A 13,620-nucleotide genomic window follows, 5' to 3' on the forward strand; every position below is an offset into this window, starting at 1 on the left:
AGTATAACAAATAACTTAAATTATACCACAAAGAATTACTATAAAAAGGTGAAAAGTTAGTTTCACCTTTTTATCATTCCATCATAGGAGGAAATATATAAATGAACACCAAACAATGGGTTCAAGCATATTATTTGCATGAACTTAAAATACCAGTACAAGTTGAACAAAAATTTCAGAATTCAACTAAAGCCGAAAAATGGCTGCAAGGTATGAAAAGTAGTAATCAAGTTGTTCAATATCGTTTACAAAAAGCAGGTCTTAATGTAGATCAATTTCACTATTTATTAGAAAATATGGAGAAAGTATTGGAATATCAAGAAACCTCTTTACCTTGGCTTACACAACTGAAACATATTTTTGAAACCGCATCCTTATATCAAGACCATACTCTTTCAACAAGTCTAGCTCATCCTTTTCTTCATTTCATTGATCCTTTTCTTCGTAAAGCTAAACATGATTTAGAGACATGTTTGAAACCATTATCATCACACCATCCTTATTTTGATCAAAGGCAAGTTATTGATTCCATTCTGCATTATCTACAACAAACACTGATGAAAATAGCTGTAAAAACACTAATTTTAGAAGTGAATATCGCCAAACTAAATGATGAATTGATTGGTAATACTCCTGAAGAACGTTTTCAATCATTTGTAGAGCAAAAAATAACCCGTTATGATGATATAAAACAGATCTTACTCGATTATCCCGTACTTGCCCGTCTACTTACAGAAACTACCGAAACTATTATTTATAATCATATTCAGATGATTAATAGATACATACAAGATTTTCAAGAAATTCAATCATTCTTTCCTAAGAATAAGGAATTACTATTAGTTAAGCTACATATTGGAGAAGGTGACACCCATAATAAAGGGCAAACTGTTACCATTTTTGAATTTGCTAAGGGACAAAAAGTAGTTTATAAGCCTCGTGATCTACGTATAGATCACGGATTTCAAGAGCTTCTTCAGTGGCTAAACGATAAAGGATTCTATCATTCATATCTACCTATAAAAATTATTCAGAAAGACAAATATGGTTGGATGGAGTTTATTCCCTATAAAGCATGTCAAACCCCAGATGAAATAAAACAGTTCTATTATCGACAAGGTGGATATATAGCTATTTTATATCTTTTATACGCAACAGATTTTCATTTAGAAAATTTAATTGCTTATGGTTCCCATCCCTTTTTAATTGACTTAGAATCTCTCTTTCATAAAAGTATTAGTATGAATGAACAAACAACCGCTCAACATGAAGCTATGAAATTTTTATTCAAATCGATTCATCGAATCGGAATCTTACCGACTCCATATCGACTCGATCCCGAAAACACTGTAGAGGTTAGTGGGATTGGTGGAAAAGAAGGACAGCTTGTGACAAAAAAAGCAGATCATTTACAGAACGATCAAACTGATCAGATTCAAATTGGCAAAGTAAAAAGATTTTTAGAGGCAAAACAACATCGACCTAGGTTAAATGGAAAAGTTGTTGATCCAATCCACTATCTCACAGATTTAATCGCAGGATTTCGCGAGGCTTATACCATTCTTCTTAATAATAAATCTGAGTTACAAAAACTACTAGAATCCTTTAAAGCTTATCATGTACGTCAGATATTCCGTGGAACCTCTGTTTACTCCAGTTTACTATTAGCAAGTTACCATCCTGATTATCTTCAGCAAGGAATGGATCGAGTTCGTTTATTTGATAAATTGTGGAGCTTTAGCAAAACAGCATCAGAGTTTCTTTATATTACTGATTCAGAATGTAGAGATCTATTACAAGGAGATGTCCCCTATTTCTATACCAAAGTAGATTCTCGTCATGCTTGGGATAGTCGTGGTCAAGAGATAACAAATGTTTTTGAGAAAAGTGGTTGGGAATTGGTCCAAGAACGACTAGCTTATCTTAGCAAAGAAGATTTAGAACACCAAACTTATCAAATATATATGTCCATGATGACTCTCGTGGAAAATTGGAATCAACTCCCCTCACATGTACAAGAAATGAATAAACCCTTTAAGCCCATCAACACAACTTCCTCTCAAAATATGGCTATTCAAGTGGGGCAATACCTTGCTAAACAAGCTATATGGGGTAAAGATCAAACCGATGTGACTTGGATTGGCTTAAATCTTAATCCATTTGGCAAGATGACCTATAACCCTCTTTCCTTCGGGCTCTATGATGGAGTGATGGGAATTGCACTTTTCTTTGCCTATTTAGGTGATGAAGTCAAAGATGAATCTTATACCCAATTAGCTCGAGCTGCTGTCAAAACAGTCATTGAACATGGAATACCTACGAATCAAAATAATCTTTCAGCCTTTTATGGATCTACTTCCATTTTGTATGGCTTAGCTACTTTATATGAACTTTGGAAAGATGAAAGTCTATTGGACTCCATTGAGCCTCTCCTAGACTCATTAGAAAGTCTAATCCAAGAAGATCAAGTCTATGATCTTTTAGGTGGCTCAGCTGGGGCTCTCCTCGCTTTATTAAAGCTATATCGTTTAACAGGAAAAGAGCGAGCACTTCAGTTAGCTAAACAATGTGGCGATCATCTACTGACTCATCAAGTCGCTTGTGATACAGGAATGGCTTGGCCTTCGCCATTTAATAGTAGACCACTTGGTGGTTTTTCTCATGGAGTTGTGGGAATCGCTCTCTCTTTATACCGCTTATTCCAAGTGACACAGGAAGAAAAGCATCTTACCACTTGTAAACAGGCTCTAAACTATCAAGATGCCTTATTTGATCATGATCAAGGTTGTTGGCGTGATCTACGTGATCCATCCCATGGAAACAATGCCGAACAACAAGCTTGGTGCCATGGAACCCCGGGAATTCTCTTAGGATATACAGAAATGTGGGGCATTCTTACTCCGTCTCAGAAAGAGATGGTATCGGTCGCGGTACAATCTTTCTTCGAAAACAATTGGAAGGAAAACCATAGTTTATGCCATGGAGAGCTAGGCAACCTTGCGATTTTAAAGCATGTCCAAAGCAAACTAAATATTCCTGATCACAGGCTAGAACAAGTGAAACAAAGGCTTAAACAGCAGATCGAAAAACATGGTTTCATTAGTGGCTTACCCAATCGCGCGGAATCATTAAGCTTCATGCTCGGTCTTGCTGGAATGGGTCTATCCTTGCTATATATCGATCAAGATCAGCCTATGCCCCCCATTTTATACTTGGGGTAAATACTAATGCTTAAAAGCTTCTGGTCTAACCAAAAGATCAGAAGCCTTCATCAAAACTAAAGGACGGAAACATCAGAGATGAGATGGATAAATAGAAAGCAAGTTCCTTATATCGAACAAAATGAACAGTCTGAGTGTGGGCTATGTTGTCTCGCAATGATCTCAGCATATTACGGTAAGTATCTTTCTCTCTTTGACTTACAAGAAATCGCCGCCACAGGGCGAGATGGTATTTCATTAAAGCAACTGATGGCTACAGCTAGAATGATTGGCTTTAGTAGTAAAGCCTATAAAAAATCCGGGGACGATCTGGCAGATATTCCACTTCCCGCCATTTTATTCTGGAAAGGTCATCATTTTGTGATCTTAGAAAAAATCAAAAGGAACCAATTTACTATCGTAGATCCTGCTGTAGGGAGAAAGATATTACCTCTTGAAGAATTTCAGGCTTCCTTTTCCCATTATTTAATCACCCTATTACCGACCGAGTCGTTTCAAACAAACAAAAGAAAAAACAACTGGAAACCTTATTTAGTTCTTCTAGTGCAAAATAAAAAGCTGGTATTCCTACTATTACTCTGGTCTATCTTGCTTCAGCTTTTAGCTATGACAGCACCCTTGGTTACTAACTTTGTCATCGACCAAATGATCCTACCAAACCAATATCAACTTTTAGGTACGTTAGTAGGAGCAATTATCATACTTACCATATCCCAAGTGCTCTTTACCTTTTTACGTTCTCGCTTTTTGGTCAAGCTAAAAAACGTCTTGGACTGGAACTTAATGGTTCAATTTTTTCGGCATTTACTCCGGCTTCCTTATCCCTTTTTTCAACTTCGTTCATTTGGTGATCTAGCTTATCGGGCTAATAGTAATCTATTTATTCGTGAGATCTTATCCAATCAAGTAGTGAGTGGTATTTTAGACATCAGCCTTGTCATCATTTTTCTCATTTATTTTTTTATCCAGTCACCCCTAATGACTTATTTTGTAATAGGTATCGGAATCATTTATGTACTCCTCCTTTTGATGAGTAATCAAAAATTACAGCTACTCTCTAAAGAAGAATTAACACGAAAAACCAAAGTTCAGTGGATGCAAAGTGAGATTTTATATGGTATTTTAACGATTAAATCAGCGGGCTTAGAAGAGAAAATGCTGGAGATCTGGGAAGGTTTTTATCAAGACCAATTAAAAACGACTGCCAAAAAAGAGTACTACTCCGCTAATTTGGATACTGCCATCTTTGGGATTCGCATCGCCGCCCCCTTATTTTTCCTTTGTATGGGAACGTGGCAGGTGATGCAGGGACATATCAGCATGGGCTCAATGATCGCTTTCTATACTTTAACCATTACTTTTTTTCTCACACTATCTACTTTGGTTTCTGCTTATCAACAAATGGTAAAAGTATCTGCCTACTTAAGTCGTATGGGCGATGTACTGGATCATCCGGTTGAAGATGATGAGACCGAAACCATGACCACACAAAAACTAAACGGACAGATTCATCTAGAAGATGTTAGCTTCCGCTATGCCAAGTATAGTCCACTCGTCTTACAAAACATTCATCTATCCATTTTACCTGGGCAAAAAGTAGCGATCGTCGGTAAATCTGGAGCAGGTAAAAGTACGCTCGCTCACTTACTTATCGGACTTTATCCTCCTACATCAGGAAAAATTTTTTTCGATGGTCAAGATATAGATCAGTTACATAAGCCATCGCTACGCAAGCAGATTGGGATGGTTCCCCAGCATATTCATATGTTTAATCGTACCATTTATGAAAACATTACACTTCTTAATCCAGAAATCAAACCAGAAATGGTCATAAAAGCTGCTCAATTAGCCCAGATTCATGAGGATATTATCCAGTTACCACTTGGGTACCAAACCGTAATGTCCGAATTTGGTACGAACTTTTCGGGTGGACAAAAACAGCGCATCGCACTTGCCAGAGCCTTGGTTCATCAGCCTTCTATCTTATTATTAGATGAAGCAACCAGCTCCTTAGATAGTGTGAATGAAGCAAAAGTGGATCAGTATCTATCAGAGATGAACTGCACCCGTATCGTAATCGCCCACCGACTTAGCACCGTCCAAAATGCGGATCTCATCGTAGTCCTTGGTGATGGGAAAATAGTCGAACAAGGAAAACATGAGGAACTGTTACAGAAAAAAGGGCATTACTTTGAACTGTATGAGACATCACTAAGAAAAGAGCAGTCAGAGAAAGCGTCGGTTTCATGAATATAAAGGGGTTCTCACTTTATACTGTCAAAAGCGAGAACCCCTTTATAGATAGGATATCTTATGATCTTCTACTGCAAAGTTGTCTCCCATTTAACTGGATAATAGACAGGCATAGACAGGAGCTCCAAAGTAATGGGTTTGGACAGGTCTTTTAGTTCACTTCGTTCAAACTCCATTTGATAACGACGGTTTTTATCCTCTGGATTAGAGATATAGCTATGGATCCATTTCGTTTTTGTCCCATCTTTCATCACCCATGTCCAATTGCCGACAGGGAAATCCGTGGCGATCTTGCTATTGAAAGTTCCTACAGCCACCAGCTTCTGAGGCACTTCATCATTGGGTGCTTTTGTCTTTTCAATCTTAAATGTGAGTTTATTTCCCTGTACTGAGATTGTAACTGGTTTCTTCTTGACTTCTTGTAAATCTAGCTTAACTCGCTCTTGAACGAGTTGGTGCTTACTATAGTGATCTACCTCGATTTTGTATGGATCCAAATTTTTCAGCGGTGGGAAGCTATCACGTTTTTTCTTATTAGAGAGTGTTTCCCCGCTAATGGGTGAAAGAATTCCTTTACGCTGATCCTCTTTATTGGTTGATGCGATAACTTTGCCATTTTTATTTACTATTTGATATCCCAGATATACATTCTGCAAGTTTCCTTCCAAAGAACGCTGCATTTCCTCAGATAAACCTGTTTGGGCTAATTTTTGTTTCAGCTGTTGTTTTTCTGAATCGGAAAGATATACTTGGTAATCGAGTGAAGTTCGACTTGTACTCTTTATTAATTGACTAAATTCGAGTTTTAATTTCGTTTTTGGATCCAAGAAGGAGGCTTGTTGAATACTCTTTTGTTTCATTTGTGATGCAGCTTTTTGTAAGTCAAGTGGAATCTTGAATTGCCAATTTCCCGTTGTATCAGGAAGAATTTTCATGTTTTTAATATTACTTAATCCGCGTTCTCCTCCAAGCTTTTTTACATTGATATGAAGAACAACATGATTAGGAAGTTTCTCCTGGTCTATGTAAATCGTTTCTTCTGCTTGTTTATCTTCTGGCAGCACGCCCCCAGTTCCACCGCTAGCTAGACGTTTTCCTTGCAGGTCGGCGATATATATTTCATTTTTGGGATCCCCAATGGATGGGAAAATCACGGATTCATCCTTCGTATCTTTCAATGAATATGAAAAGCTAATGCGCGTGGGATCAAGAACGACATCATGAATGGTTAACTGTATTCCTTTATCTGTTACCTGTTTATTGACTGACTGAATAAAGCCATCTTTGGCAGCTTGTTGTAAGCTGACCTCCGTGGTTTTCCTCTCAAATAGCGAGGTGATAAAGGCTTTAACCGATGGCGAAACCAATGCACTAGCTCCTAAAAGTAAGGTAACTGTTGCAGCTGTAGTAGTAGCAACGATGAACTTTTTTTTCATTCGTTTGGGTTGTTGCTGTTGCTTTTTCTTTCCCACTGATGCTGACATTTTGGATGATTCATTGATCTGCATACGCACTTTATTCACAAATGAATCTGGAAGAGGTGGTGGCATAACTATTTTAGTGAAATAAGCTTGAATCTCTTCATTTTCCATTTGACATTTTCCAAGTCGATCTCGGCATTTCGTACACTCTTCAATATGTGTGCGTATTTTTAATTCTTCCTTATGGGTTAATTCTTGATCTAGAAATTCCGCCAATTTTTTATCATTAAGACATTCCATATGCCTGTACCTCCTCTTGACTTTTTCTTAAACGTTGCCTCGCTTGATATAGCATATTACGAACAGAGGTGGTAGAAATGCCCATCACATCAGCAATCTCCTGATAGCTCATATTCTCATAAAATCGTAATAGTAAAGCGGTACGATAATTGGCTGGTAGTTGATCTAACTTATAAGCATAGTTTTCATATGTTTCTTTTCTTAAGTATAAAGATTCGGGTGTCTCATGTTCATGGGTCAATTCTTCAACTACATGAAGCATCGGTACTTTTTTATTTCTACGAAATTCATCAATACAGAGATTGACAGCAATTTTCATAAGCCATGTCGAGAATTTACTCCGCTTCGCATCATAATCTTGCAAATGATGATATGCTTTCACAAAGCACTCTTGGGTTAAATCTTCCGCATCTTGAGGGTTGCGAATCATTCGAAACAATAGGAAATAAACGCGATTCATGTATTTCCTGACCAATGAATCAAAAGCATCCATCTCTCCTCTTAAAGCTTGCTGTACCCACTTATCATCTTCTTTAAAATGGTCTTTCTCGTTCATAGATCCTCCTTAAATAAATGTTTAAATTAAACCTTTCATTACTAATACGAAATAAATCGTTTTTTATCTTAATCGTAATTGTGACAAAAATGGTAAGGCTGTTAACCTAAGCAATTGGTTAACAGCCTTTTTTCTGGTTGTATGAATAGAGTTGCTCTTAGAGACCTTTGTCTCTTTGGAGGAAAAATCCATCTTATACAAAAGCAATTCGTTACTTTTATCTAGCAATGGGGAGATACTTGATCGAACTATTGAAAACAATCGGTTAATAATTTGTTATAATAAATTTTGATTAGATACTATATTTGGAGGTAGATATTGATGGAGAAAGGAAAAATCATCGGAACAGTCATCTTCTTGATTTTTGTTGTACTTATGTTTGTATTTGGATTTGTTTTTGCCTCAAAATATATTTAACTATAAAATCAAATCTAAAAAATGCTCGTATCACAGGCACCTTCCAGATCATTTGTATAACTTAGGAAGGTGCTTGTATTACATAGACTGGTACTTTTGGATTTATAAAATAAAAACATTTACATATTGCATGAATTAATTGCAGTAATTTTAACAAAATAATTAAAAAAACTGTTAATATAAAAACGGATATGAGAAAGGAGATAATATTTAATGAAAAAATGGTTTACTTTAATCACTGTTATCATATTATGTTTTAGTTTATTTACTTTTTCACCTCGATCGACCGCCCAGTCAAACGAGAAGCAAGTACATAGTCAACTCATCGTGTTTCAAGAAAACACTTCAATCCGTTTCGATGAAGTTCAGAAGTCTATTACTGAGCAGTATCCTGTTTCTATTCAGAGCATTCCTGAAGTAGCAATAATCAAGCTATCTTCTAATAATCAAGATCAGCTCCAAGCTGCCATCCAGTTTGCACAAAAACAATATGGAAGTGAGATCAAAGCAGTTGGCGAAGATCAGATCGTTTCTCCACCACCCATTCCAGCTCAGCTGTTTACTTCTCAAGATCCAGATGCTCAGCTACAAAGTATAAAACCCATTTCAAAGGTGAATCCAACTCAGGTAGACCTTACAAAAGCGGATCTTTATCAAAAATGGGGATGGGATATCCAAAAGGTGACCGAAAACGGGCAAAGTTATCGTAAAGAAGCTGGAAACCATCAAGTCAAAGTAGCAGTCATCGATAGTGGTTTTGACTTTAATCATCCAGATCTAAAAAATAACATCGTATCGCAAGGAAAATCATTTGTACCTGATGTCACAGATACCTTAGATAGAATGGGACATGGAACTATGGTCGCGGGAGGGATCGCAGCCAATGGTCGCCTATTGGGGGTAGGACCCGAGTTAGGGCTGGTACCTTATAAAGTCTTTCATCAAGGTGGAGGTGAATCATCTTGGGTGATTCAAGCCATGATACAGGCCGCAAAAGATGGGGTTGATGTCATTAACTTAAGCTTAGGTACATTTAAATCTCTCCATAAACCCGAAGATATCGCTATTATCCAAGCCTATCAGCGTGCCGTCCATTTTGCTGCGAAAAAAGGAGTCATTACCGTGGGAGCGATTGGAAATGAAGGTTTCGATCTAAGTGATCCAAAAGAGGTTGCGGAAAAGCTGGGAAATCCCGGGGATGAAATGATCCAACTCCCATCAGAACTTCATTCTGTCGTTGCCGTTTCTGGAACCACCAAAGAAGATACACGCTCATCGCAATCAAGCTATGGAATTCAGGTTGACCTTGCTGCACCTTCAGGAGACTTCCATCTCGATAACATTAATGTAAATGAGATGGTACTAACTACCTTACCCACCTATTTTCCACTTAGTCCGATTAATCAAGCGTATGATATTCCACAAGGTTATACTTTTATGTCCGGAACAAGTTTAGCCGTCTCTAAAGTATCAGGGGCTGCTGGTGTACTCATCGCTCGCTATAAAGAGCGTCATCATGGCAAATCCCCAAATCCAAATTATATCAAGCAAATCCTTCGTCACAGCGCTTCCGACTTAGGAGATCTTGGGAAAGATAATCAGTTTGGACATGGGCTAGTGAATGTAAATAGGGGATTAAATTTGGTTAGATAAAAGAATACATCATCATAAAAGGGATGCTCTCAAAGGTTACTAAGTACCTTTTGGGGCATCCCCTCTAACATTATTAACTTGATTATGAATGGTTATTTATTGTTTGGATCATAAGGGATTTCGTTTTGGATTCCTTGTTTCATGTCTTCGATTATTTTTTCGGAGGATTCCGTGTATTGAGGAGTGATCGGAGAAGAGCTAATCGCATCAACATAGACAAAATGAAGAGAAGACAAGCTTCATGCACTTCTTTAATTGGCTACTTCTTTCAACAGAATTATCTCTTTAAGTAACTCTTATCGTTATTCTATTGAAAAGGTGAAGATAAAGAGAATAAAGATAAAAACCGTGCAGCACTTGGCTACACGGTTTCTTCTTTCAACCATCTGGCAATATCTTTAGCATGATAAGTCATAATTAGGTCAGCACCTGCACGTTTAAAGCCAAGCATGGTTTCCATCACCGTTTGCTTCTCATCCATCCAGCCTTGAAGTGCTGCCGCTTTGATCATGGAATACTCCCCACTCACATTGTAAGCCACAACCGGGAGGTCAAAGCGTTCTCTTACCTGATGAATGATATCCATATAAGCGAGTGCTGGTTTGACGATGAGCAGATCTGCTCCTTCAGCTACATCTGATTCCGCTTCTCGCATCGCTTCTCGCGCATTGGCTGGATCCATCTGATAAGTCCGGCGATCCCCAAATTGTGGTGTAGAGTGAGCTGCATCACGGAATGGACCATAATAGCTGGATGCGTATTTTACAGCATAAGACATGATCGGAATATGGGCAAAGCCCGCTTCATCAAGCCCTTGGCGAATCGCATAGACAAATCCATCCATCATATTGGATGGGGCAATCATATCGGCTCCAGCTTTTGCTTGAGAAACAGCGGTAGAAGCTAGCCGCTTCAGTGATGCATCATTTTGAATGACACCATCTTCGACAATCCCACAATGCCCATGAGAAGTATATTGGCAAAGACAAGTATCAGCGATCACATATAAAGTCGGGAAATTTTGCTTGATGCTACGAATCGCTTTTTGTACAATCCCATTATCTGCATCGGCTTGTGATCCACACTCATCTTTTTCATGAGGAACTCCAAAGATGATCACTGAAGGAATCCCAAGCTCAACCACTTCCTGTACCTCTTGATCAAGTAGATCTAAAGAAAAGTGATAAATCCCTGGCATAGAAGGGATTTCTTCTTTAATTCCTTCTCCTTCTACCACAAAAATAGGATAAATCAGATCTTGAACGTGTACTTGATTTTCCCGAATCATTTGCCGTATTTTTTCATTGGCACGTAAACGCCGATGACGTTTAAACGATTGCATGACAGTCTCCTCCAATTCAATGCGTTTTTACCTTAATCAAGCTTTCCATGAGTCCATCAATTGTATAAGACTCGGCAACAATATCTACTTTTAAGCCCAGCTTTTCGGCAGTGTGAGCTGTAATTGGTCCAATACAAGCAATCGTAGTTTGATTGAGTAATGAGAGAATATCATCACAATAAGGCCGTAATCCTTCTACTAGATTTTTTACAGTAGAAGAGCTAGTAAATGTAAGGATATGAATCTTTTTTTCTTGAAGCATTTCTATAATTTCAGTAGCACTTTCTATATTTGACTCTGTCTGGTAAGCATCCACAGCCGTTACCTGACAACCCATCCGTTCAAGCTCTTGCGGTAATAGATTTCGTGCTAGATTTCCTCGTGGAATTAGGACTTTTTCTTCTGGAGTAACTTGTGTGCGTAGGCTTTTCACCAGTGATTCAGCCTTGAAGTCATTCGGAAGCACATCGACGATGATTCCTTTTTCTTGAAGCACTGCAGCGGTCTTTTCCCCTACTGCAGCAATCCGCGCTTTAGCCATCTGGCGAATATCCATGTTAAGCTCTCTTAATCGCTGAAAGAAATATTCGACCCCATTGACACTCGTAAAAATCACCCAGTCGTAAGATGACAGCTGCCGAAGTGCTTGGTCGAGTGGAGCAAAATCACTAGGTGGACTAATTCGAATGGTAGGGAACTCCCAAGCTTCTCCACCCCATGCCTCAATTTTTTCAGCTAAAACACTATTTTGACTACGGGCCCGAGTTACAAGCACCCGTTTGCCAAAAAGAGGCTTGTTTTCAAACCAAGACAGTCTTTCACGAAGATGAACCACTTCACCTATCACAATCACAGCAGGAGAGCGGAAATTTGCTTCTCTGACTTTTTGTTCAATATCTGCAAGCTTTCCAATAAGTGTTTCTTGCTCAACCCGTGTACCCCATCGGATCAGAGCGACTGGAGTTTCTTTCGAACGACCGTATTTCATCAATTGCTCCACAATCATAGGGAGATTACTAACTCCCATCAAAAAGATCAAGGTTTCAGAAGCATTTGCGAGCCGTTCCCAATCAATCGATGAGCGTTTATGGCCTGAAATGATCGCAAAAGAAGAGTTATAGTCACGGTGGGTGACGGGGATTCCTGCATAAGCAGGTACGGCAATCGCAGAAGTAATACCCGGAATCACCTCAAAGCGAATGCCTTCAGAGATAAGACGTTCCCCTTCTTCACCACCACGTCCAAATACAAAAGGATCTCCTCCTTTTAGACGAACCACACACTTCCCTTCTTTGGCTTTCTGTACGAGAGTATCGTTAATTTCTTGTTGAGTATACGCATGATGATCTGGTGACTTTCCTACATAAATCAATTCAGCATTTGCGCGCGCGTATCGGAGTAATCGGGAACTAGCAAGGCGATCATAAACAATCACATCTGCTTTTTGGATCGCCTCTTTTCCTTTTAAAGTAATAAGGCCAGGATCTCCTGGCCCAGCTCCCACCAAGTATACAAACCCGGTCATCCAACTAGCTCCTTCTGTATTTGGGCCAATAGTTGTTTAGCTCCTTGCTCAATCAGTTGTTCCGCAAGTTGTTGACCTAGTTCCCATTCATTTTGTCCAGTGATACTTCCCTTAATCACTTTCTTTCCATTTGGGTCTGCCACTAGGCCTGTTAAATTGATTTGCTCGTCAACCTGTTTTGCAAAAGCGGCAAGTGGAAGATGGCAGCCCCCTTGGAAAGATTTCAAAAAGGCGCGCTCAGCTCGTACTGTTCTTGCTGTTTCCTCATGATGAATCTTGACCAGCAACTGAAGTAATTCTTGATCATCTTCGCGACATTGAATCGCTAGTGCTCCCTGACCCACTGCAGGTAGCATCGTGTTGACAGAGAGAGCTTCCGTTACTTCATCTTTCCAGTTCATTCGCATTAGCCCTGCAGCAGCTAATATGATTGCATCAAATTCACCAGCTTTAAGCTTTTGTAAACGTGTATCTAAGTTCCCGCGAACAGGTTTCACTTGTAAGTCAGGGCGTTCGGCTAAAATTTGAGCTTGACGACGTAAACTGCTTGTACCAACAATCGCACCTGCTGGAAGCTCTGCAAGTGTATGCCCTTCTCGCGATATCAAGCAATCACGTGGATCTTCGCGAAGTGGTACAGCACCAATAATCAAACCAGGTGGCATTTCGGCAGGCATATCTTTCATACTATGCACTGCAAAGTCGATTCTTTTATCTAGCAAGGCTTGTTCAATCTCTTTGACAAACAAGCCTTTCCCTCCCACTTTGGATAAGGTTACATTTAAAATGCGATCCCCTTTGGTTACAATTTTCTCTTGGCTAACTTTGAGCTCAGGAAACACAGCTTTTAAACGCTGAACGACCCAGTTCGTCTGGGTTAAAGCCAACAGACTTTTTCTTGTTCCCACAACTAATGGTCGCATCTTTAGACC

8 protein-coding genes are annotated in these 13,620 nt (G+C 39.0%); 3 read left to right on the plus strand and 5 right to left on the minus strand.

What is annotated here, in order from left to right:
• Positions 1-101: 101 nt before the first annotated feature.
• Positions 102-3,221 (plus strand): type 2 lanthipeptide synthetase LanM family protein, encoded by a 3,120-nt coding sequence (locus DL897_RS01075; protein ID WP_113657278.1) that lies wholly within the window; start codon positions 102-104, stop codon positions 3,219-3,221.
• A 78-nt stretch (positions 3,222-3,299) separates the two neighbouring features.
• On the plus strand, positions 3,300-5,471 hold the full coding sequence (locus DL897_RS01080; protein WP_113657279.1) for a peptidase domain-containing ABC transporter: 2,172 nt from the start codon (positions 3,300-3,302) through the stop codon (positions 5,469-5,471).
• A 71-nt stretch (positions 5,472-5,542) separates the two neighbouring features.
• On the opposite strand, the gene DL897_RS01085 is transcribed toward DL897_RS01080, so the two are convergent.
• Positions 5,543-7,195: a DUF4179 domain-containing protein gene (locus DL897_RS01085; protein ID WP_113657280.1), complete on the minus strand. Its 1,653-nt coding sequence runs from the start codon at positions 7,193-7,195 to the stop codon at positions 5,543-5,545.
• On the minus strand, positions 7,182-7,751 hold the full coding sequence (locus DL897_RS01090) for an RNA polymerase sigma factor (RefSeq protein WP_113657281.1): 570 nt from the start codon (positions 7,749-7,751) through the stop codon (positions 7,182-7,184). Before DL897_RS01090 ends, DL897_RS01085 begins: the two co-directional genes overlap by 14 nt.
• A 630-nt stretch (positions 7,752-8,381) precedes the next feature.
• Between DL897_RS01090 and DL897_RS01095 the strand changes: the two genes are divergently transcribed.
• Positions 8,382-9,821 carry a S8 family serine peptidase gene (locus DL897_RS01095; RefSeq protein ID WP_113657282.1) on the plus strand — a complete coding sequence of 480 codons (1,440 nt, stop codon included), beginning with the start codon at positions 8,382-8,384 and terminating at the stop codon, positions 9,819-9,821.
• A 361-nt stretch (positions 9,822-10,182) separates the two neighbouring features.
• Here DL897_RS01095 and hemB read toward each other — a convergent pair whose 3' ends face one another.
• Genes hemB through hemC form a run of 3 tightly spaced genes read right to left on the minus strand, consistent with a single transcriptional unit; the run spans position 10,183 to position 13,611 of the window.
• Complete coding sequence (hemB, locus tag DL897_RS01100; protein WP_113657283.1) at positions 10,183-11,163, minus strand: porphobilinogen synthase; 981 nt, start codon at positions 11,161-11,163, stop codon at positions 10,183-10,185.
• A gap of 16 nt (positions 11,164-11,179) precedes the next feature.
• Positions 11,180-12,688 (minus strand): uroporphyrinogen-III C-methyltransferase, encoded by a 1,509-nt coding sequence (gene cobA, locus DL897_RS01105; protein ID WP_113657284.1) that lies wholly within the window; start codon positions 12,686-12,688, stop codon positions 11,180-11,182.
• Complete coding sequence (hemC, locus tag DL897_RS01110; RefSeq protein ID WP_113657285.1) at positions 12,685-13,611, minus strand: hydroxymethylbilane synthase; 927 nt, start codon at positions 13,609-13,611, stop codon at positions 12,685-12,687. The genes cobA and hemC overlap by 4 nt, the downstream gene beginning before the upstream one ends.
• Between the last annotated feature and the right edge of the window lie 9 nt (positions 13,612-13,620).

Source organism: Thermoflavimicrobium daqui (assembly GCF_003313465.1).
Classification (GTDB): Bacteria; Bacillota; Bacilli; order Thermoactinomycetales; family Thermoactinomycetaceae; genus Thermoflavimicrobium; species Thermoflavimicrobium daqui.